Below are 21,779 nucleotides of genomic sequence, written 5' to 3'. Positions count from 1 at the left end.
AGAATGCTCTCAGAGGACAGTGAACTTTTGACTGTTACGCTTGCAGCTCTCGAAGATGGACGCGATGATGCCCAGTGCTCGGCACCGCCTTCGGAGCCGGACAAGAGGGCATTAATCCAACTCAGAGCCAGAGACCAGATCGTGGGACGGAAAGCCAGAGCGACCAAAGCAAAGATCACGGAAGCCAATATTCGCGATCGTATCGCCGCCAATCTGGATCTGATCGAGCAGGGTTTGACTTTAGTCGACACCGAATTTCACCTGCCTAACCAGCAGGGTGCTTCGGGTTTTCTCGACATCTTTGCGCGCGACGCGGCGGACAAGCTCGTGATCATCGAGATTAAACGGACCGACGCGGCGGCGCGCGAGGCGATCCAGGAACTCTACAAATATGTGCCGCTTCTGCGCGAGAAGTTCCTGGTCAAATCCACCGATGTCCGCCTGATCCTGCTGTCTGTAGAGTGGCACGAACTCGCCACGCCCTATGCCGAATTTGCTGCCGCGGCGCCGTTCGAGGTGACCGCCGGAGCGATCATGCTTGATGTGGACGGCACGCCGGTTGCGATCGACCCGGTGGCGCCAGCCGCGCTCACAAGCGAGCGTAAGATCGGGGTTCGGCACTTTCTCTGGGGGTTCCCGGACGAAGCGACTGCTGCCAAGGCGGTAGCGATGATTGCGCGGCGGGTGCAGCGTTTCGGCCTCACTGACTTCGTGCTCATCCAGAGCCGCGCGACCAAACCGATCCTAGGCCGGCGCTCTTTCCTCTACTTCGCACAACGCGAACTGCGTTTCGAAGATTACATGGCGCTGATCGAAGCCAGCTTCACCGAAGACCAACTCGATGAGTTTCGTGAGAACATTGCCGATCTAACCGAACTTGAAGACCGGGTGGCCGAGGCATCGGATGCAGTGTGGCATCTCCATGGCGGGGTGCCCTATCACGAGATCGGCGCCGACACGGCCGAGATCGCCCATCCTGAGAAGGGCGGCATCTGGTTTGAGAACGGCGCGCAGGAGGATATCCTCGTTCATCGCTTCGGTCGCTTCGTCGACCCGTGGCTTGAGGACCAGACCATCATCGATGAAATCCGCGGTGAAGGTGGTGAATCCGACTTCCGCCTGCGTTTCTCGGCGCGCACGGATTCTCCACCGCAGATGGCGGCGCTGCTTCAGAAAGTCGAGAATATCTTCTTCTTCAATGATGCGTGGCTCGGCGCCGTTACGCAGCTCATTCGATATGCCGAGCGCAAGGGCGGGCCTGTGCGGATTGAGCTCATCGCCTATAGCCCGGAGGATATTCTGCGCGCTATCGCCGCCTCCGCGTTTGGTTTCCCCGGCTATGTCCCGACCTTCAGACTCGACATTGAACACAATGGCACAGTCGAGCGCTTCATTGGTCTCCCCGAATGGGATGGCTCGCCGCCGGACTTCGACAAAGTAGTCACCGAGCATTTCTCGGGTGACAGCTTCGGCTATTTCATCGCCTGCCACTTCGGCGAGAACAGGTCGATGAACCGCGACATCATGACCGATCTGGGCCTGCGCTACGGGGTGTTCCGCGAGGGCGAGTCCGGCCCCGAACGGGTCCGCGTCCAAGGGTCATCGATCGCCCCGGTCAGAGGCGCTATCCGTTCGATGAATCTCATGATCCAAGAGCACCAAGAGGAGGTCGGCAAGCTCGTCGAGATCTTCATGACCACCGACCAGGGCTTCGCCAAGACGATCCAGACTTTCGTCAACAGCGACCATAATATCGCCGAGCGGCAGCTGGTGAAGATGCTCGAGAGCGAAGCCTCCCCTACAGATGAAATGTATTGGGACGGCGACATCACCGATTGTGATATCTGCGGTCAGCCGTTTGCGCCGATGCGCTTCATGATCGATGCCATCTTCCAGGGCGGCGTTGGCGCAAATGTCTGTGCACTGTGCTTTCTGCAAGAGGGGCGCGGCATCGGCACCGGGCGCGGCCAGATCTATGAGGCTAGCGCCAAAGGCTGGCGGCACATCGCGGGATGAGCGCTACGATTTTTTCCTCTTGCTGGCTTGAAGCGCGATGTATGGGGCTTATGGCTACAGCCTGGTTCTAGTCAAAGTGCAACGGGCCAGGAGTGCGGTGCCGTTCGATCGCGTGGCAGCGCCTGGAAGTAAATTCCGCGAAATGCTGGGCTAGGAAGCCAAGACATTGACCACCATCGGCAATAGCTTTCGCATACGGCATTCCGAGACAAGCGCGTATGTTTGCATTTGTGCGCCAGGTGCTGAAGACGACGGGCCGTGGGGGATAAGGGGAACGCTTTGACGATCAGACCGGCCGGCGAAATTTTATCGGAAGAATTCCAGCAAGCGGTTGATCTTCTCAAAGGCTGTGTCATGCCTATCTTTGATGTAAATGACCGATCCGAGGCCGAGTTGCTCGGGAGTGCTGTGTTAATCTGGCTGGGCGGCTCCGTTTTCCTGTGTACGGCCAAGCACGTCATCGACGGAAACCGGAATTCGACGCTCTATATCTCCAACCAAAATGTCCTCGTACCGTTCGAGAGCGAATTCCAAACGGTGGAAAAGCATGATGTGGCTGTGGCACAGCTAAATCAGGATCAGATTGACCAATTATCCAGTTTTGCCCCGCTCGAAGAGAGTTCGATCGCGACCCGGACGCTAACTCAGGAAAGCCGCTTTGTCGCGCTTGTCGGATTTCCCGAAACGAAAAACCGGAAAATTTACCAAAAGAATAAAATCAACGGGCAAGCGTATAGCTTCGGCGGAACACTTATCGAGGCAACGACCGAGCGTGTGCACGTAAAATTCAGCTCCAAACGGGCAGTCGACGCAAAAACACGCGCGATTGTTAGACCACCGGACCCTCACGGCATCAGCGGCGGCGCAATGTTCGGCATCGCCATGAACGATGCTGCGATAACAGGAAACCCCGTTCCGCTGCTTGTCGGCATCTCGACAGACCAGCCGGATAGCAAGGAGATGTTCGGAACCAACATAGCCATCGTGCTGGGGGTCATTCGAGATGCCTACGGGGTCGATCCGCCGCCCCGGCTGAATCCAGTCCACATCAAAACACGGCTAGGCAGGGCTCAGAATTCGGAGGGCGCGTGACAGGACACCGTATCATCTACGTGGTGGGCGCCGGCCTATCGGCAGGGCTGGGATTTCCAACCATCAGTTCGCTGCTTCGAGAAATCTGGTCGAGGCTGGTTGAAGCCGACACAGCGGACGACCTGGCCAGAATTATCCGGTTCCATCACCCCGACTTCAATCCCGCCCTGGATGAGACGTTCGTGAATGTCGAAATACTGCTTTCGGAAATGCAGGCGAACGAGCAGCTTTTCAGCTCGACGCGGGCAGCAAGCGGCGGTTTTACCAGTGATGAACTCATCGAACGCCGCCGAAGCTTCCTCTTGGAAATCGCAGCGTGGTTTCACCACATACAGCGCGAGGCGCTGGGCAAGAATCCGCGATGGTTCTCGAAGTTGACGGATCAAATGCTGGAGGAAAATGCCCAGATCATTTCATTCAACTGGGATCTCGTGCTCGATGAACTTCTGTTCGGCGAAGATATTGACCAAGCGTGCTACGGACTGAGCCGAAGGCGACGACGCGGCGTGCGGCTCATCAAGCCGCACGGTTCACTCAATTGGTACGAGCATGCGACTGGAAAATATCTCAAAGACGAGAAGAAATTCAAACTTCACGGCACGGGCGCGGACGCGATTTACGCCTTCAAACCCTATAGAGCACCAACTTCAAGCCGGCGCAGCTATATGCCGCTGATTGTGCCGCCCGTCTTTAACAAGGAGTTTGGCGGGTCGGTGTTTCAATCACTATGGCGCGAAGCCGTTTCCGTTCTCAGCACGGCCTCGGAAGTGCGGTTTCTCGGCTATTCACTGGCTGATGCCGACTTCCACGCACGCTTCGCCCTGCGTTGCGGGTTCTATAATCAAGAGCATGGCGAACCGCACGAGGATGGAACAAGGGGCGCGCCGACGGGGCGTGCCCAAGTCACGATCGTTGACCCGAACGAAGAGGTTGGAAAGCGCATCGAGCGCGCCGTCGGCTGGCGATGCTCGTATATCAAAAAGACTATCCACCGATGGATGATGGCTTCCCGATGATAACCCGGCAGACTGCCCCAACACATACTCAATGATCAAATCTGCGATCATATCTGCGGAAAAATTTCCAGCGCTGAAGCGTAGCGTAATCGATCTGCTCGCGATCCCGCGGGACGCCATACACGCCAGTGTGCGCCGATAATCAAGCCGGACCCTACTAGCAATGCCGATCAGGGATCGTCCAAGCGCCACCTACCGGAGTCAGTCAAATAGAACAAATCAAATACATACACGGGGCTTACCCCGTATTGATATAGGGGCCGCTCCCAGCTAATCTGGCTGTATGCGTTACACTCAGAGCCAGATTCGTGAACTGCTTTCCATTTCCGTGGATGCTTTTCGAACTTGGCGGGATGCGATCCCGGCGTTGGCTGCGCACAAAGGTCATGCGCCGAGCTTCACGCCCGGTGATGTCGTTTCGATGGCGATCGTGGCTGAGTTGGTCAGAGATTTTGGCATACGCGTGGGAACGATGGGCAACCGTTTCGATCAACTCTTCGAGGAGTGCCGAGGAAGGTCCTGGCTCTCGCTTGAAAACTGCGTCGCCTTGATTGAAGCCGACAACCTCCGCTTGGTCGACGCAAGCGTCGTCCACCGTCGTTCACTGGACGCATCCACTCTCTGCGTGCCGTGCGCGCCCATCATAGCGGGTCTGCGCTCGGCGCTCACGGCGACGGAAGTCGATCAAGTGCAGGGTCATCTGCAGTTCCCCCCCACCTCCGTGGCCATGCAGCCGGAACGGCGCGGTAAACGAGCATGACCGCCACCCTGGCATCCACATTGGCACCGGAGTGGAAAGACCGCTTGGGGCTTACACATCGACGCTCGCCTGAACTCTACGAGTCAGCCAAGGCCGTCAGCGACGTGCCGCATGCGTCGGCCATCCGAGCCGCCCTAACAGAAATGGGCGTATCAGCGATCTTCTGCGTCCAGGGGATCCCAACCGTCGCGATCCTGGAAACCGATCAGTATGATCGTGCCGCAATAATCGACCTTCACGGCGCGCTGTGGAATCAGGGCCTCGCAAGCCTGTTGCTGGTCATTGCCGAAGATACGCTCAGAGCGTTTTCGCTCGCTCGCACTCCGCTTAGCGATCCAGGCGACGCCTTTGAGGCTCGCTGCCTTATCGATAGTCTCAGCCTGACGACCGAAGCCCTGAGATTTCAGAATCTCATCTACGGCGCGGAATCCGGACGTCTCTGGAAGGACTACGGCGAGTATTTCCCGCCAAAAGAACGCATCGATCAGGTTCTCCTCGACAATCTGAATGCGTCCCACGACCTCCTACAGAAGGCCGCGCTCGCCCCTGATGCCGCGCAAGCCCTGCTTATACAGGCGATGTTTATCGCCTACCTCGAAGACCGGGAGATCGTAACGCCTGCCTATTTTGCGGCCGTCTCCGACAAGAGGGCCGAGAGTTTCTCGGCGCTGCTTGAAATGGGCGACGTCGATCTCTTCCGGTCCTTCTTCAGAACGCTCCATGCGGATTTCAACGGCGATCTGTTTGTGGCGCCGTGCTCATTCGAGCCCATGGGAGAGGCACCCGAAGTCACACCCGCCCATCTGACGATCCTGGCAAGGTTCCGGTCAGGCCACGAAGAAATGGCTCATTCAGGCCAGCAGCGGTTCTGGGGCTATGACTTCCGCTATATCCCAATCGAGCTCGTAAGCGCCGTCTACGATCGCTTTTTGGGTGAACGCGAGGCCGAACGCCGCGCCAGCGGCGCCTACTACACGCCCATGTTCCTTGCGGACACCGTCGTTTCCCAAGCTTGGGAAATGTTGCCGGATGCGACACGGACGACCGGAAACTTCCTCGACCCCGCCTGCGGTTCAGGCGTTTTCCTCGTTCGCTCCTTCCAGCGGCTCTGCGAACACTGGCGCGCCAAGCACAAGACGCAAACGATTTCCTGGAAGACGCTGCTGTCCATGCTGAGCCAGATCCATGGCTGGGATCTGAATGGCGGCGCCGTTCGGGTCGCCGTATTCTCCCTTTACGTCGCCCTCCTTGAGGAGGTGTCGCCACGCGACATCCGTAAACTCATCACCCGCGGAAAACTCCTCCCGGAGCTCTGGGGCAAGACACTGGTCTGCCGCGACTTTTTCGAAGTGTCGCCGGACAGCGCCCGGTACGAGGTCATCATCGGCAATCCGCCATGGACCAGTCGGCGCGGTCCGGCACGTTCGTCCGTGCAGTGGAGTAAGAAGGCAGGATATCCGATGCCCGGTGGCGAGGACGCATGGGCATTCAGCTGGAAAGCACTATCGCATCTAGCCGACGGCGGACTGATCGCGTTCCTGTTGCCGGCGATGGGATTTTTGCACAACCACGCCCAAAACACGGTTGAAGCCCGCGACGCGTTCTTCCGGAAATCTCAGGTCCGCCGCATCATCAACTTCGCGGATCTCCGATTTCAGCTTTTCGAGAAGGCCCATCGCCCTGCTGCTCTGATCATCTACGGCAACCCGAACCCAGATAGCTTCCCGTATCGCTTCGATTACTGGGCGCCAAAGGCCGACCTTAATCTGCGTATCAAGCGTGTCATCACGCTGAGCAGCGCCGATAAGGCCGCACTGGGGGTGGGTGCGGTCCTGGATAATCCGCTCATCTTCAAGCAGCGCCTTTGGATGCGTGAGCCAGACGCCAAGCTCTTCGGCTACCTCGCGAGGCTACCCAAACTAGGAGCCTTCGTCAGCGATTACGGCAGCCTGAGCCGTCGCCGCGAAGAGCCGGGCGATCGATGGGTGATCGGGCAAGGGTATCAGCCCTTCAACGAGGATAGCGAAAGCGATGCGCCTCCGCTCGCTAGCGACTATGTCGGCCGGCTATCGGACCTGCCGATCGCAGCCTATTCACGCCTAGCTCAGGCTGCAGATAGCTTGCTGCCCGCCGCCTCATCGATAGTCCGCCGCCGCGGGTTTGAAGCCGGGTTCGATGGCACGCGCATCCTTGTCCCGCAAGGCGTGGAGACCTCGCAGAACCGTCTCCGGGCTGCCTACTGCGACGAGCCGCTAACCTTCCAGCATATCTTCCAGGCGATTGTGGTGCCGGATGGCCAAAGCGACCGCGCGAAGGTCCTCACCGCGATACTCAATAGTCGCATTGCGGTCTGGTACGCATTCCATGGCACAGCTTTTTTTGGTTCCGACCGACCGAAAGTACAACAGGCCGACCTGTTGCGTTTGCCGTTTCCGTCACCCACCGATGTTCCCGATCAAGGCACGGCCGCTCGGGCCGCTCTTGAGATGATCGCCATAATCGATGACGCGCGCGCACGCTCCAAGGAACCCTTCCCGATGCAGATCGACGAGGGCGAGATTCTTCGCAGGATCGATCGGCTAGCGTACCAGTATTTTTGCCTGTCGCCCGATGAAATCGCGCTGATCGACGATACCGTTGAGGCGATCCTCCCCGCGCTTCAGCCCCATGAGGGCCACTCCCCCAAACTCTGGGGCGCGCCTGACGAGCAGCAGCGGGCGCAATACGCCCACACACTGGCGGCCAGCCTCGCAGACTGGTTCAAAGGCAAAAAGATCGATGCGCACCTCGTCGCTCGCGGTGCTGACTTGGCGATTCTTCGTCTGCACCTGGGCGGCCATGAAGACTACGCCGAGGATGCGACCGGCGAGCTCAGCGACGTACTCGAGCAGCTAGCAGCCCACATCCACAGGCCCCTCGACGGCAACTTCCAGCTCATGCCGGACTTGCGCGTTTTCGTCGGCGAGTACCTTTACCTCATCAAGCCTATGCAAATGCGCTTCTGGCTACGCTCCACCGCGCTCGCCGATGCCGATGGAATAGCGCTCGACCTCCAGCAAGCCGCTGCCCTGCCGCGTCAGCGGGGCGCGAACTGATGCTGATCGGCGACGTGCAGGGATGGGTCGACAACTTCGTTTCGTTTGATGATCGCTTCCTGGAGAGAATTGCGGCGGCGTGGCCGGCCTGTATGGCAGTTCTCCCCGAACAGCCCGGCGAAGATGACATCACCATCAACCTCGTCGATCACCTGGCCAAGGACGTCGTGGTGCGTCGGCTGTGCCACTGGGTCGAATATCAGTTCGAGCCGTTTGGTCTTGCTGCGGACGGGTCGAAATACAGCAAGGGTATCATCGACATCGCCGTGCTCTTCGACTGGGAGCGGGAGCGATACCTGGCCTATGAGTGCAAGCGGCTAAACGTGATCAACGGCGGAAGCCGCAGTTCCCTGGCCACTGTATATGTCACTCAGGGCATGATGCGTTTTCTCACCGAGCAATATGCCGAGCGGCTGCCTGTGGGGTGCATGCTCGGTTACGTGCTCGACGGCGACATGCCCTTCGCTCGTTCGCGGATTGCCGACGCCATCGGCGACCATGTTCCGCTCGCGCTCGCTGAGGGACCTACACCCCTTGCCGCAATCGAGAAGATCGAACGCTTCCGCACAAGGCACACCCGCCCGACCGGATCACAGATCGAACTTCGCCACGCGCTATTTTCCAAGCCGTCAGTCGCCGCGCCGACCGACTGAGAAAAGCGGCGCGCGTGACTTTTCTCACGCTCTTAAGACTTAAGCACGCCTTGTATCGATTCATGAAGTATAAGTGGCAAAATCGTGGAAGGGCGTGGATACCGATCAAGTGAAACTTGACGCAACAAGCCGACGATAAGGGGAGGCCGGAAACATGTTTATTGAGCGGCTCAGTCTGACAAATTTCCGCTGCTTCGGACCTGCAGCGACAAGCGTGGACCTCACCCCCGACTTCACCACGTTTGTCGGCGTCAATGGCGCGGGGAAGACTGCCTTGATGCAAGCCCTGCAGCGCCTCTTCGGCGTGACCGGCGATCAGAGACGCTTACGGCGCCAGGATTTCCATGTCCCTTCCACCGAGCTTGTCGCGCCGCTCCAGCGAAACTTCGTCCTAGAGGCAATCATTGCCTTTCCGGAACTGGACGTCGACGGCGCCGGCGGCGCGGCAATTCCGGAGTTCTTCCACCAGATGGCTGCCGACGAGGCGGGGAAGCTGAAATGCCGCCTGCGTCTCGAAGCGACTTGGACCGATGACGGTTCGCTTGATGGTGCGATTGAGCAGAAATACTGGGCGGTTCGGACCTTCGGGGCGTTCACCGACGCTGATTGTACTGAATTGAAAGTGGCCGACCGGGCGCGGATCCAAATGATCTACGTGCCGGCGACGCGGGACGGCGCATCCCAGGTGACGGCCTTTCTGCGCGGCAGGTTGTGGCGCGCCATCAACTGGTCGCAGGGAGTCCGCGACACGTTCACAAACGCCGGCTCTGAATTAAACGGCGCTTTCGCCGGGGAGCCGGCGGTCGACGTGATTGCCGCAGCGGTGACGCGGCGGTGGCAGGAAGTCTACACAGCCGGGACAGACACGACGCCGGTCTTCCGCCCGCTCGATCTGCGTTTTGAGCATTTCATCCGGAAGGTAGAGGTGGTCTTCCGCCCCGACGAGGCCGGCCGGGAGCGCGCCCTCGATGACCTGAGCGACGGCCAGAGGTCGCTCTTCCATTTGGCGATGACTGCGGCGACACTGGACGTTGAAGCCGGGATCGTCGCCGATCCTGCTGGGGCCGGTTTCCAGGCTGGCGGCGTACCGTTACCGGCGCTCACGCTCATCGCGATCGAAGAGCCCGAGAACAACCTCGCACCCTTCTATCTCTCCCGCATTGTCCGGCAGATACAGGACCTGACGAAGTCGCCGCAGGCGCAGGCCGTTATCTCCAGCCATTCTCCAAGCATCCTCGCCAGGGTCGACCCAACGCAGGTCCGGCATTTCCGCCTTGATCCACTTGATCGAACAGCCCGCATCCGCCCGATCAGCCTTCCGAACGGCGAAGAAGAGGCGTCTAAATTCATTCGCGAGGCCGTGCGGACCTTTCCCGAACTCTATTTCGCGCGCTTCGTCGTGCTGGGGGAAGGTGCTTCCGAGGAGGTCGTTCTTCCCCGGCTCGCCGAAGCAATGGGGCTCGACATCGATCGATCCTTTGTCGCGGTCGTTCCGCTGGGCGGTCGGCATGTGAACCACCTCTGGCGACTGCTGACCGATCTCGACATCCCCTACGCCACCCTGCTGGATCTCGACTGGGGCCGCTCTGGGGGTGGGTGGGGGCGCATCAAGACGGCTTGCACGCAACTGCTCGCAAACAACGTCACGCCACAGGCCATCTTCGGAGAGCACCTTAACCCCCAAGGGCCAGCCGCCAATCTGGCGGCTTTCGATGCTCTGCCGATCGAGGACACAGCGAATATTGCAAACTGGCTGAATTGGCTGCGCCAGTTCAACATCTTCTTCTGCACGCCCCTCGACCTCGACTATTCGATGCTGAAGGCCCTGCCGCTCGCCTATCAGATCGTGGAACCTGGCCGCCAGGGGCCCTCGCCTGCAGGGGAGCCGCGCACGGCGGTTCTCGGCGACGACGGTCTCCCTCACCTGTACGCTGCCGACCAGGACGTTTTGATGCGCTGGTATCGGTATCTCTTTCTGGGGCGCGGCAAGCCCAGCACCCACGTTCGGGTATTGAGTGCACAAGACTCGGCTGCCCTCGCAGCCACCGCTCCCGAAGAGCTGCGCGCACTCCTGACCTCGATTGTCGCTCGCCTTACCCCACCGCCTCCTGCGGGAGCCTAACCGTGGCCCTTATTCGGCCAGAGGACTGGCGCCCCAGCGGCATTGACGATCTCGAACCAGCGGCGTGGAATGCACTGCGCCACGCCGGCTCAGCGTGTGTGGTCGCAGGCCCCGGCGCCGGCAAGACCGAGTTTCTGGCCCAACGCGCCGACTACCTGCTTGAAACGGGCCTCTGCCGAGCGCCGCACCGCGTGCTGGCGATTTCGTTCAAAACAGATGCAGCCAATAATCTCGCCTCGCGCGTTCGCCAGCGGTGCCCGCCAGAGTTCGCCAACCGGTTCATGTCGGTCACCTTCGACGCCTTCACCAAGAGCCTGGTCGATCGCTTTCTTAACGCCATCCCCGCCGACTGGCGTCAGACTCGGCCCTACGAAATCGCCTTCCCAAAGCGCAAGGCGATAGAAGGCTTTCTCACGCTTGCCCGGCTTAGTGCGCCGCCGGAATGGCAGGCGGAAATCGCCAGCTACAGCGCGAGCGACTTTGAACCCAGGATCGTTGGCAGCTATCGCCTGCCCATGGGACCTATCGCGCCCCAGAACGCCGCCGAGTTCGCCATCGCCCGCTGGTGGGCAACACAACTACGACCAGGCCAGCCCTCTGCACCTACCTTCGTCGGCATAAACCGGCTCGCAGAGCTGCTGCTCCGGGCCAATCCCCACATTCGTCGGGCGCTTGTCGCCACCTATCCCTTCGTTTTCGTCGATGAATTCCAGGACACGACCTACGCGCAATACGACTTCCTGCTGTCGGCCTTCTTTGGCGGACAGACCGTCATCACCGGCGTCGGTGACGACAAACAGCGGATCATGGTCTTCGCTGGCGCGCGCCAGGACGCATTTCAGCGGCTGCAGGCCGATTTCGGGGGAGCCCGCTTCCCGCTCCTCTTCAACTTCCGTTCCTCGCCCGATTTGGTTGCTATCCAGCACGTCGTCGCGCGCGCTCTGGATCAGAACACCGTCCCAACGGTCGCTCAGACCGCGCGCCAAGTCGATGGCGACGTAGCTCAGGTCTGGTCCAGCCAGACCAAGGCGGCGGAAGCCACCCACCTGGCGCAATGGATCGCCAACGACATGGCCACCCGCGGCCGAGCGCCGCGTGACTACGCACTACTCGTGAAGCAGAAATCCGATGATTATGAGCACGAACTCGCTGGAGCCTTCGCCGCTCACGGTCTGCGGATCCGTAACGAGAGCCATACTCTCGGCAAAACCTCGCTTCAGGATTTGCTTTCCGATGACTTAAGCCGGCTCGCGATCGCGATCTTCCGCCTGGGCGCGTCACGCCGCGCGCCGACCGCATGGCAGCTAGTCTCGTCTTCTGTTTTGGCGCTGCGCGCTACCGGGCAAGACGATGATGCGCGCGCGGCCAAGGTCGAGGCGGAACTCAGCGCATTTCTCACTGCCTTACGCACCGACATGGCGGCCACCGCCCCGTCACGACAAAGCGCTGTCGATTTCGCCAGACGGGTTTTCGAATATCTGGATCTCGGGGCGATCACCCGAACCTATGCCGAATATGGCGTTGGCGACCTGCTTCAGATCATCCTTGAAGCTTTTTGCATCCACTTCTTCGCTTCCGCCGATGGCGCCCCGAACTGGACGGCCTGCCTAGATGCGTTCGAGGGGGTCAATCAGATTCCGATGATGACCGTCCATAAGAGCAAAGGACTCGAATACGACACCATCATCTTCGTTGGCCTCGACGACCGGGCTTGGTGGGCCCACACCCCCGGGGACCCCGAAGGCGTTGCCGCGTTTTTCGTCGCGCTCTCGCGGGCAAAGCAGCGCGCCATTTTCGCATTTTGCCAACAACGCGGGGAGCGAAACAATGTGGCTGAACTCTATCAGCTCCTCACTGATGCCGGTGTGCCCGAGATCGCGATATGAGTGGTTGGAGATCAGGCCAAAGAGTGCGCGTTCATATTGTCCCGGAACGAGGTTTTCAACGCACATAGGAACCTGAAAAAAACAAGCAGGGAAGACAAATCGAATATGAATCCATGGACGTTAGATGATCTCCGTCGGCTCGACCTGAAATATGCAGAGGAAGGCATCCACGTCCATCAGCGGCCATTCCGTGCCGCGATGGAGCTTCTAGGCTCTAACTTCGTAATCGGCGTCGGCGGTAACCCCGAAGTAAAACGGATCATGGACGCCTACGCCGCCATGGTGCCCGAGGTCGATTCGAGTTGGCCAGGCGCCGGCCTCGGTTTCGCCGCGTCCGTCGATCAAGTCCGCAAGCTGACCTTCCCGGTGGTGTTTGGCCACGTGACGCTTCAGCCTTGGCAGATAGCGGGTTTCTCCAGCATCGCGGAGTGGTGGACCTGGTGCAGACAGGATCAGGCAATCGCGGGGGAAGTCGCACTCGCGGTCGCCGACCTCCACGATTTTACCAATGGCTTGAACGAAGTCGAACAAGAGAACCCAGCGGCGACCACACTTTGGCGCATGGCGCGGTCCAATCTCGAGGATGTAGCGAATACCCTCCCGACGACATTCAGCCATGACTCGGTGATTCAGCCGATTTGCATGGTAGCTGAACTTTCGATGAAGGCGGCCCTTGTCCGGGACGGTGCCGACCCGGACTCCTTCAGAAAGGGCAAGGATGGTCATAATCTGTCGTCACTTGCCCGCCGCATGGCGGACGGGCGCCCGCACCGCGATGACCAGCGCGTTCAAGCCATCGTTGACGCACTGCCGCCTTACGTCGAAAGCCGATACAAGCCGGCCGGGTTGAAGCGACTGCAGGCGGTAAAGCTCGCTTTGGGAGTGCAGTTTATCGCCGCATCAAGTTTGCGACGCATGGCCAGCGCTGATCTCGCGCTCCAGATGGAAACCGACGAATGGCCTGGTCCACGCCAGTCATTCGTCATCTAGCATGGCACACCCGTGCCGATCTCAGCGATATCGCGGAAGCGGGGCTGATCGTACCGCTCATCGTCAAATTCGTCGGCGTCCGTCATGTAATTTCCCCGCCCTTTGGCATGACCCGATATGGCGGATCGATCACCGCCATCGGCAAGGGATCAGCCAGGCCCCAGAAATTCGTTGTTGCCCGGATGTAGCGCACGAGGTCGCCCATCCGGATTCTGAGGTGTTCGCTCGGAATCGGCGGCCCCGCCAAGAGATCGTGATAGTCGTCGGCGGCATCGTCCCACAGCGCCGGTGCGATCGTCTTCAGCTTTTCGCACGACGGACCTTCGCCATGACGTACGACGTTGGCGACCATGAACATCTCGGTCAGATCGGCTCCCAACTCGCCCCGCCCTACGTCTATCCCAGCATGCTCGGCGCAGAGCGTCAGAAAATCTTGGAAACCGCGCAACTTGGGCATGTCCGTCGCCTTATCGAGATGGACAGCACGTGCCCAAATACTCAATTGACGCTCGAAGATGGCAGCAAGGGTCAGCGTGAACGCCTTCGCCGCCTCATTGGCGGTGTAGTTGTCGACCTGGGCCGCGGCACGATCGAGAAATTGATCCATCGTCGCCGCCTCGCCGCTTTCGAGCGACGAATGGATCGACAGCGCCACCATTGCAGGTTGGATCACCCGCTCAAACAGTCGCGCAAGGTTGGCTTGGAAGATGCGCGGCAACTGATCCTTGATTTGCAATTTTCGCCCCTGTTACCCTCAGTTCGTTCTGTCGTGTCGATCGGCGACTTTGCCCTACAATCTCAACCCGCAGCCGTCTCAGGCCGCACGTCCCTGACTTCGCCCCGCGCCCCTACCAAGGCGATCTCGATGCCGGCCAAGGCGCAACGCGGGGCCAATCGTTCGGCCAGACGCAAGGTGCCTTCCGTGAAAGGGACGACGGCCACTTGCCGTCCTTGCGACGGCGTCGCCATCAACATGCCGACCGTCTCGCAAAGACCCTTGTAGAGCCGAGACACCTGGCCCGAATGCCTCGTGTTGACGATCCCGCCTTTGCATTCGGCAGAGATAACGTGGTTGCCAACCTCTGCGACCACATCACCCAGCCCCGACTTTGGATTGACGGTGATCTCCTGGCCCGCAGCGTTCCGGTACGTGCCGCCATAGCTAGTAGTGCCGACGCTGGAGATCTTGATGAAGTCGCGTCGAAGCAGCCAGGCGGCGAAATCGAATTGCTTGCCGTGCTCTCCGTCGGGGTGAACACGGACGTGTTGGGTATCCTGCGTCCGCAACAGGTGCATGGCATAGGCGACCATGACCGCGCCTTCGTAGAGATGGTGTTCGTGCTCACCGTCGGATTTTCCGATCCGGTTTGGCGGTGGCGACAACGCCGTAACAAGATCCTCGAAGTCCATGGCAATCCTTCCTGGCCGTTAGAGTAGCTGATGGGCCGAGAGTAATTGTTCTCCATCGCGAAATGGCTCACGCTATTCGTAACAGATTGAAACCCCATTCGTCCGCAGACTTTCTTTGCGCAGAACACCCGAAATCTTGGGACCGCCAGGAGGGGAACACCTTCCCCTGCGCCCGGCCTTTGCGTCTCGGCCAGGGTGCCCCCGCAACACTCCAAGACATAGAGCGACCGGGGTTCACGGGTATCGACATCGAAGGCTTTGCCCCTTGATCCAGCCTCTATTCAGGCTCCCGCATTGCTCATGCCGGACTGGTCTCGCTAAGGGCTCCGCCCTCGCGCGGCACAAGGGAGCCGGGACGGTATCCCCGACCTTCCGCGCGGATGCGGCTTTCAGCACTTTCGCAACCACGGAAATCCGCTTGTGCAGGCCGGGTGATCCCCCTCCGCCCCGGCTCCCTTGCACCTTGCTACCCCGGTCTCGCCGACGGGCAGGGTTGCAGCGCAGCGCTGCGCTTCAACCCAAGCCCATTAGGAGAACGACCATGACGACCAGTGCAACCAAAGCGACCCCTGCGACCGCCGCCGCCGTGAACGGCGAGGCGGTTTTCATCCCGCTCAATAAGCTCAAGAAGCACCCGCAGAACGCCCGGAAGACCCCGCACAGCGAAGCGTCTATCGAGGCGAAGGCAGCGAGCATCCATGCCAAAGGCATCCTGCAAAACCTTGTGGTGGAGCCGGAGCTTGACGCCAACGGCGAGCCGACCGGCTTCTATCTTGTCGCTATCGGGGAAGGCCGCAGGCTGGCGCAGTTGCTGCGTGTGAAGCGCAAGCAGATCAAGAAGACCGAGCCGATCCGCTGCGTCATCGACACTGTGAACGATCCCGCCGAAATCAGCCTGGACGAGAACGTCAACCGCGAGAACCTTCACCCCGCCGATGAATATGAACGCTTCCGCGAGCTTGCGGAAAATCGCGGATGGGGCGCGGAGGAAATCGCGGCGCGCTTCGGCGTGACCCCGCATGTGGTGCGCCAGCGGATGCGCCTCGGCGCTGTCAGCCCCAAGCTGATGCAGGTCTATCGGGACGGCGATCTAACCTTGGATCAGTTGATGGCCTTCGCGATCACCGAGGACCACGCGCGGCAGGAACAGGTTTACGAAAGCCTGTCCTATAACCGCGAGCCGTGGATCATCCGCCGCGACCTAACCGCGAGCAACGTGGCGGCGGCGGATCGGCGCGCGGTCTTCGTCGGAGCGGAAGCCTACACGGAGGCAGGCGGTAACATCATCCGCGACCTGTTCACCGAGGATCGCGGCGGCTTCTATGAGGATGCCGCGTTGCTCGACCGGCTTGCGCTCGAAAAGCTGGAAAAGATCGCCGCCGGGGTTCAGGAGACCGAGGGGTGGAAGTGGGTGCAAGTCCTCATCGACTATCCCCACGCCCACGGCATACGCCGCGCCTATCCGCACCCGGTAGAGCTTTCAGAGGAAGACGCCACCGCCTACGACGCCGCGCAGGAGGAACTTGAGCGCCTGTCGGCAGAGTGGGAGGATGCTGACGTGGACCTGCCGCCCGAAGTGGATGCGCGGTTCGCGGAGCTTGAAGCCGAGATCGAGCGCATCGACGCCCTGCGTCATGCCTACGATCCTGACGCCGTTGCGTGCGGCGGCGTGTTTGTGGTGTTGTCCCATGATGGGGAAGCCCGCATCGAGCGCGGCTTCATCCGCCCGGAGGACGAGGCCCCGGAGCAGGCAGGGTACGGCGGAACCGTCATCGACGGCGTGCGCGTCAATGGCGACGGCGAAGTCATCGAGGACGGCGAGCATGACGAGGACGGGAACCACGTTTCCGCGCTCGAGGCCGAGGACGCGGAGGACGACGGCAAGCCGCTTTCCGATAGCCTCGTCCGCGACCTGACCGCTCACCGGACGCTTGGCCTGCGTCTTGCCCTTGGCGAGCAGCCGGACATGGCCTTGATCGCCGCCACCCATACGCTGGCAGCGCAAATCTTCTATCGCGGCGGCGGGGACGCCCATTGCCTCGAGATCCGCCCGACGAGCAGCTATCTCGCCAGCCACGCGGACGGCATCGAGGACACGGCGGCAGCGAAGGCGTTGGAGGATCGCCATGCCGGATGGGCGGCGGACATGCCGTGCGACATGGCCGACCTGTGGGGCTTCATCGCCGGTCTGGACCATGCCAGCCTCATGGCGCTGTTCGCGCATTGTGTCTCGCTGACTGTCAATGCCGTGAAGCAACCTTGGGAACGCAAGCCGCGCGCCTATGAGACTGCGGACAGGCTGGCGACGGCGCTTGCCCTCGACATGACGGCGCATTGGGTGCCCACGGTACGGACCTATCTCGGGCGCGTGACCAAGGCGCAAATCCTCGCCGCCGTGCAGGAAGCCGTGAGCGACGAGGCCGCAGACCGCATCGCGGACATGAAGAAGCAACCCATGGCGGCAGCCGCCGAACAGCTTCTGGCCGAAACCGGCTGGCTCCCCGCGCTCATGCGGACGACCGAACCTGCGTGGCTGGCGGAAGAGCGCGCGGACGTGCGGGAACCCGACGAAATAGAGAACGCCGACGACTTCGCCGTTGCCGCCGAGTGATCGGATAGCCGGGATCGCGCAGCGTTCCCGGCCTTCCACCGAGAAAAAATACCTGCCGCGCGGATGACGCGCGGCCGGATAGCCTCGACCGCAAAAGGAAATCACATCGGTCGACAGAATGCGCAAGTCTTGGCAAGATTCATGACCGGGCGAGAGACCGTCAGCGACACGAAAGGAGCGGGATCATGGTCGCCGTGATGTTGATGAGCGTGGTCTTGGTCGCAATGCTCAGCGTCCTGGCCTATTCGCTCGCCGTTTATGCTCTGCCCTTCATGCTCGGATTGACCGCCGCTCAGTTCGCCTATCAAACCGGCTCCGGCCTCATCGGCGCGGGGCTGGTCGGCCTTCTCGCCGCTGGCGTGGCGTTTGGGGTTCTGGCGCTCCTATTCGACACGCTGCGCTCGCCGATCCTGCGCCTGATCGTGGCGCTGATCTTCGCCGCGCCAGCCGCCGTCGCCGGTTACGCGCTCGTTCACGGTGTTACGCGCGAAGCCGTTCCGTCGGAAATCTGGAGGCAAATCTTCTGCATCATCGGCGGAGGGTTTGTCGGCGTCTCAGCGTTGCTGCGGTTGGCGGCGCCGGCCACTACGCAATCCGTTCGATCATAGGGAGCGTCGGCATTCGACCCGAGGCTGTGGGAAAACTCGGCGAGAAAACCGCCCGTTAGAAAATGATTCCTCCAAAGGCAAGAGCCTGGCACCTTCAGCCCCTTCTGACACATTCACGCTCAGCAATTTGCCGTGAAACCTGCTGGATTTCAGCCTGTGAGACACGCCTTTGGAATAGCGTTCTAGCGACACTTGGGAAAACCGAGTTTTCACACAGCCTCGACCCCGTTGCGGTCGTTCGCGCATCGCTTCCAGGATGACCGCTTAGAGCCCTTTGCGGACGTTTATCTTCGCGTGAGCTATCCTCTTGGCACTAGAACACGTCAATTCGATCATTGTCGAGCCAGTTGGGTATCTCGATATGCCCGGCCAGCAGGTGTTTGGCGAAAGTCGCGCGGATATTGGACAGGCTGTTGAAAACAGCCCATAGGAGCCGATTGCGTTTGTCGTAGTACTCTGTCGAGAAGTCATCGGTCGTGAACGTGTGAGCGGGGGTTTGACGCAATCGCCGAACCTGGCGTAGGGGCTCAATCACGATCTCGCGGAAAGCATTGGGATCATCCCAGACGATCTCTTGGAGCAACCATTCTTCAAGCAGAGCGAGGGTGCCTTTCCGTGCGACCACGGTCTTGCCATCAGAGCGCGTCTCTTCGGTTTCCAAAGGACATTTACCGGCGAAGAACGACGCATCGATGCTTTCGGAAAGGAGCTTGTCGAGCGCCATAACGAAGCGGTTGAAGTTCTCGGCCGTTGGCCGCAGGAATGACGTGAGTCCAATCGGTATGTCGCCCTCGGTGGATGTACGGAAGAGGCTTTGCCCCCAAATGGCTTCGGAAAGCGTGCGGATGAGGCGCATCTCCTCGGTGATGGCGTAGCGAACGGAACGGTTCTTCCAGAATTCGCCCTCAATGCTGGAACGATAATAGGGTTCGCTCATGCGCACATCGCCGGAAGCCAGGTAGCTGTTCCAATATTGCTGATGCTCGACGGATAAGCCTGCGAGGTAGCGCAGATAGACAATAGTGTAGGGGGTACGCTGGGCGTCAAACCCAAGGCCAAAGGTCTGCAGCGAAACCTTGTCGCGTTCGGGATGTTGTTCGCTTGTGAAGAAATCGTCGGTGATGGACATCCGACCCATGTAGTCGGCGAAATGAACTGTATAGCGCGGGTCGGAGACATATCGCTCCAAAGCGCCCATATCAAAGGCGCGGAATGCGAGTTGCGGCTCGGCCAGCAACAAGGCTTTGGAGAAAGGACGGTCATGCCATGCCGAGAGATCGACCCGCCGTCGCACTTCGGCCTCGGTCGGGTACAGGCTGAAAGCAGCAAGGTCTTCGGAGCGAAGAAGTTCAAGTTGCCTCGCGATCGGCAAATCCGGAAAACGCTTGATGTGCATGTTCACAGATGTGCGGGCGAAAACGGCGGTGATGCTTCCGTCCGTTATCAGCCCGGCGAGAACATTGCGAAGGCGCTCGGGCTCTTCCTCAATGCGGGATAGCGTCGAACCGACGACGCCGTTGAAACCGACACGTTCCGCGCTCGCAATGAATGAAGAAGTAATTGCATTTAATAGGTGATCGCTGGACATGGGGGGATGCTATAGGAGTGGCGACTTTGTAGCTAGAAGCTGCAGTTGGCACTATCGAGCAGTGAATGACAGCTCCTCTCCCAACTAGACCAAATCTACGCTTCAGGCTGCGTCTCAAATGTCCACGAAGTCGCCGATCGAGAGGATAGCGATGGGCGGCTCTCTTGAGCCCGGTACAGTCGTTTCCGCCACGCGCCACGAACGACCGTTGTGCGCCCGGTTGCCGTCGTTAAACCGATGAGCGCAAGCGCAAAAAGCGGCCATTAGTGCAACAGGACGAACCGCGACATGATACGGTGGTGTCCGACAAGGAGCAAGTCATCCATGTCGTCGCGCCGTAGTGGAGCAGAGCGGTAATGTCCAAAGCTAGCGGTTGTAGTCATGCCAACATTGCGTGCCTCAACCAACACGAGCTGATCCGGAAATATCGCTGCGCCGACTGCGACGCGGTGATGATGTGCGCGTGCGACGAACTTTTCGGGCGACGCTTCCTCGCGCACCAGCTTGGAGAAGGCGTCGAGCTCGACACCCAAGAGCGGTTGCCGGTTACGCACGGCTTTCAGCCGGGGATTTGTAACGGTTGTCGCGGCTTACCGCTCGAGCCTGCGCCAGGCGCAGCGATCTACGGTCGCACCAGCAAAATCAAACGCTTCTACTGGCGTGAGCTCTTCTTCCGCAAAACGGAACGATTTAGCGATTGGGAAAACGCCAACCCCGAAGCGTCGGCGGAAGAGGCGAAGGCGGCGCGCCAGCGGATCGAACGCGAGGTACTGGATGAGATAAAGGTGCTCCACCAGTCCACGCCGCTCTACGACATGCGGGAGCCTTCCCAAGCGGAGGTGCTCGCCCGCTGCAATGTTGAGATGCAGCCTTTTCATCCGACATTTGCCCTGTCGCCAGAAAAGGGCGCCGTGGTGATGCTCGATGGCGACATTGTCTCGCCGGAGGCGTTCGTCATTCGACAATATGTGACGCAGGGCTGGGTGGCGATGCCGCTGGAAAGCGTGCCGCTGCACGCGCTGTTCTCCGTCTTGACGTGGCTGCTTATCGAAGATCCCACCGATCCCAGAAGCCGGATGGCCGGATTCGGTTCGCGCACGGCGTTCGAAGCTGGAATCTCGAGTGAGCAAATATGGATGCACCTGCCTGAGGATTTCGGTACGAAGGGATATGGCCGGCGTCGGAAGGGGGCGATCGACGAACATTTTGGCTTCTTCTTGAAGCCAGACGGGGACGCTGATTGCGCTCACCTTCTCGAACTGTTCGATTATTGGCGCTCACCGAGCGAACGCCTGCGCCAATATCTGTGGGCGCACCGTGACGCCGATGTCGATCGCGCACGGAAACTGATTGAGATTCTCCCGGCCGAGACGATCCTGATGATCCTTCGTTATCTGATCGACGATTATTGGGGCCGCTATCTCGGGTGGCCCGACCTGTTGCTCTGGCGTGGTGACGATTTGCTGTTCATCGAGGTTAAGTCGTCCTCCGACCGCCTCAGCGACGATCAAATGCGCTGGATCGCTGACAACCATGAGCAGCTGAAGTTGCCGTTCCGCCTCGCCAAGCTACACCGACCGTCGCGCCAGGGTGGGCGTAGCGGAAAATCCGCCGAGGATGCAGCGTCTGACTGAGCGAGCCAGGCTCGCCTCACCCTAAGACAGTTGACGAGCGTCCAGCCGTGTCCAGCAGACAGCGAGATAAGCGCTTTCGAAGGCCGTCAGAAATCAGATACTTAAATGTCAGCGTTGGCTCCCTTTGCGGCTCGAAAACCGTCGGTTGGCAATCGACCCCGAACACATCATTCGGTGGTCGGTGTGGCGACGACCGCTTAGTCCGCATAGCCGACATTTCGTGGCAACTCACTGGACGGCAGGTTCCCACCCCATTTCGGCCAGTAAGACGATGGCGTTGCCCTTTGGGCCGCGCTTT

At 60.1% G+C, this 21,779-nt stretch carries 15 protein-coding genes; 12 read left to right on the top strand and 3 right to left on the bottom strand.

The annotated features are described in order from the left end of the window. The first annotated feature begins 27 nt into the window (after nt 1-27). The 9 genes from ACVJNE_RS02140 to ACVJNE_RS02100 all read left to right on the top strand — a co-directional run bounded on the left by ACVJNE_RS02140 (nt 28) and on the right by ACVJNE_RS02100 (nt 13,630). Nucleotides 28-2,016: an endonuclease NucS domain-containing protein gene (locus ACVJNE_RS02140; RefSeq protein WP_499562547.1), complete on the top strand. Its 1,989-nt coding sequence runs from the start codon at nt 28-30 to the stop codon at nt 2,014-2,016. A gap of 279 nt (nt 2,017-2,295) precedes the next feature. Beyond that, a complete protein-coding gene (locus ACVJNE_RS02135; RefSeq protein ID WP_499562545.1) occupies nt 2,296-3,108 on the top strand; it encodes a hypothetical protein in 813 nt (270 codons plus the stop codon). Then, nucleotides 3,105-4,124, top strand: a complete 1,020-nt coding sequence (locus ACVJNE_RS02130; protein ID WP_499562543.1) for a hypothetical protein — start codon at nt 3,105-3,107, stop codon at nt 4,122-4,124. The genes ACVJNE_RS02135 and ACVJNE_RS02130 overlap by 4 nt, the downstream gene beginning before the upstream one ends. Before the next feature lie 283 nt (nt 4,125-4,407). Then, nucleotides 4,408-4,884, top strand: coding sequence for a hypothetical protein (locus ACVJNE_RS02125; RefSeq protein WP_499562541.1), 477 nt, complete (start codon nt 4,408-4,410; stop codon nt 4,882-4,884). Then, nucleotides 4,881-7,979, top strand: a complete 3,099-nt coding sequence (locus ACVJNE_RS02120; protein ID WP_499562539.1) for an HsdM family class I SAM-dependent methyltransferase — start codon at nt 4,881-4,883, stop codon at nt 7,977-7,979. The genes ACVJNE_RS02125 and ACVJNE_RS02120 overlap by 4 nt, the downstream gene beginning before the upstream one ends. Further along, nucleotides 7,979-8,632, top strand: coding sequence for a hypothetical protein (locus tag ACVJNE_RS02115; protein ID WP_499562538.1), 654 nt, complete (start codon nt 7,979-7,981; stop codon nt 8,630-8,632). Before ACVJNE_RS02120 ends, ACVJNE_RS02115 begins: the two co-directional genes overlap by 1 nt. Nucleotides 8,633-8,786: 154 nt before the next feature. Further along, nucleotides 8,787-10,754, top strand: a complete 1,968-nt coding sequence (locus tag ACVJNE_RS02110) for an ATP-dependent nuclease (RefSeq protein ID WP_499562536.1) — start codon at nt 8,787-8,789, stop codon at nt 10,752-10,754. Nucleotides 10,755-10,756: 2 nt separating this feature from the next. Continuing rightward, nucleotides 10,757-12,640, top strand: coding sequence for a UvrD-helicase domain-containing protein (locus tag ACVJNE_RS02105; RefSeq protein WP_499562534.1), 1,884 nt, complete (start codon nt 10,757-10,759; stop codon nt 12,638-12,640). 105 nt (nt 12,641-12,745) lie between these two features. Continuing rightward, complete coding sequence (locus ACVJNE_RS02100; RefSeq protein ID WP_499562532.1) at nt 12,746-13,630, top strand: HEPN domain-containing protein; 885 nt, start codon at nt 12,746-12,748, stop codon at nt 13,628-13,630. A gap of 82 nt (nt 13,631-13,712) precedes the next feature. Here ACVJNE_RS02100 and ACVJNE_RS02095 read toward each other — a convergent pair whose 3' ends face one another. Together ACVJNE_RS02095 and ACVJNE_RS02090 are read right to left on the bottom strand one after the other, a co-directional pair. Next, the gene (locus ACVJNE_RS02095) at nt 13,713-14,366 is read right to left on the bottom strand and encodes a hypothetical protein (protein WP_499562531.1); all 654 of its coding nucleotides are present in this window, start codon (nt 14,364-14,366) and stop codon (nt 13,713-13,715) included. A gap of 62 nt (nt 14,367-14,428) precedes the next feature. After that, nucleotides 14,429-15,040 (bottom strand): hypothetical protein, encoded by a 612-nt coding sequence (locus ACVJNE_RS02090; protein WP_499562529.1) that lies wholly within the window; start codon nt 15,038-15,040, stop codon nt 14,429-14,431. 541 nt (nt 15,041-15,581) lie between these two features. On the opposite strand from ACVJNE_RS02090, the gene ACVJNE_RS02085 reads away from it, so the two are divergent. Both ACVJNE_RS02085 and ACVJNE_RS02080 read left to right on the top strand, forming a co-directional pair. Next, nucleotides 15,582-17,651 carry a ParB/RepB/Spo0J family partition protein gene (locus ACVJNE_RS02085; protein ID WP_499562527.1) on the top strand — a complete coding sequence of 690 codons (2,070 nt, stop codon included), beginning with the start codon at nt 15,582-15,584 and terminating at the stop codon, nt 17,649-17,651. A 185-nt stretch (nt 17,652-17,836) separates the two neighbouring features. Continuing rightward, nucleotides 17,837-18,259, top strand: a complete 423-nt coding sequence (locus ACVJNE_RS02080) for a hypothetical protein (RefSeq protein WP_499562525.1) — start codon at nt 17,837-17,839, stop codon at nt 18,257-18,259. 313 nt (nt 18,260-18,572) lie between these two features. Here the strand turns inward: ACVJNE_RS02080 and ACVJNE_RS02075 are convergent, their stop codons facing one another. Continuing rightward, the gene (locus ACVJNE_RS02075) at nt 18,573-19,847 is read right to left on the bottom strand and encodes a hypothetical protein (RefSeq protein ID WP_499562523.1); all 1,275 of its coding nucleotides are present in this window, start codon (nt 19,845-19,847) and stop codon (nt 18,573-18,575) included. A gap of 356 nt (nt 19,848-20,203) precedes the next feature. Between ACVJNE_RS02075 and ACVJNE_RS02070 the strand changes: the two genes are divergently transcribed. Further along, nucleotides 20,204-21,481 carry a VRR-NUC domain-containing protein gene (locus ACVJNE_RS02070; RefSeq protein ID WP_499562521.1) on the top strand — a complete coding sequence of 426 codons (1,278 nt, stop codon included), beginning with the start codon at nt 20,204-20,206 and terminating at the stop codon, nt 21,479-21,481. The last annotated feature ends 298 nt before the right edge of the window (nt 21,482-21,779 follow it).

The sequence above is a fragment of the Mesorhizobium sp. DxT genome (assembly GCF_058448885.1).
This window is presented reverse-complemented; position numbering and strand designations above follow the sequence as displayed.

Bases quoted from the DNA above. Each gene is read 5' to 3' on its own strand.
- ACVJNE_RS02125 (WP_499562541.1), top strand. From the start codon at position 4,408: ATGCGTTACACTCAGAGCCAGATTCGTGAACTGCTTTCCATTTCCGTG.
- ACVJNE_RS02120 (WP_499562539.1), top strand. From the start codon at position 4,881: ATGACCGCCACCCTGGCATCCACATTGGCACCGGAGTGGAAAGACCGC.
- ACVJNE_RS02115 (WP_499562538.1), top strand. From the start codon at position 7,979: ATGCTGATCGGCGACGTGCAGGGATGGGTCGACAACTTCGTTTCGTTT.
- ACVJNE_RS02110 (WP_499562536.1), top strand. From the start codon at position 8,787: ATGTTTATTGAGCGGCTCAGTCTGACAAATTTCCGCTGCTTCGGACCT.
- ACVJNE_RS02100 (WP_499562532.1), top strand. From the start codon at position 12,746: ATGAATCCATGGACGTTAGATGATCTCCGTCGGCTCGACCTGAAATAT.
- ACVJNE_RS02090 (WP_499562529.1), bottom strand. From the start codon at position 15,040: ATGGACTTCGAGGATCTTGTTACGGCGTTGTCGCCACCGCCAAACCGG.
- ACVJNE_RS02085 (WP_499562527.1), top strand. From the start codon at position 15,582: ATGACGACCAGTGCAACCAAAGCGACCCCTGCGACCGCCGCCGCCGTG.
- ACVJNE_RS02080 (WP_499562525.1), top strand. From the start codon at position 17,837: ATGGTCGCCGTGATGTTGATGAGCGTGGTCTTGGTCGCAATGCTCAGC.
- ACVJNE_RS02075 (WP_499562523.1), bottom strand. From the start codon at position 19,847: ATGTCCAGCGATCACCTATTAAATGCAATTACTTCTTCATTCATTGCG.
- ACVJNE_RS02070 (WP_499562521.1), top strand. From the start codon at position 20,204: ATGTCCAAAGCTAGCGGTTGTAGTCATGCCAACATTGCGTGCCTCAAC.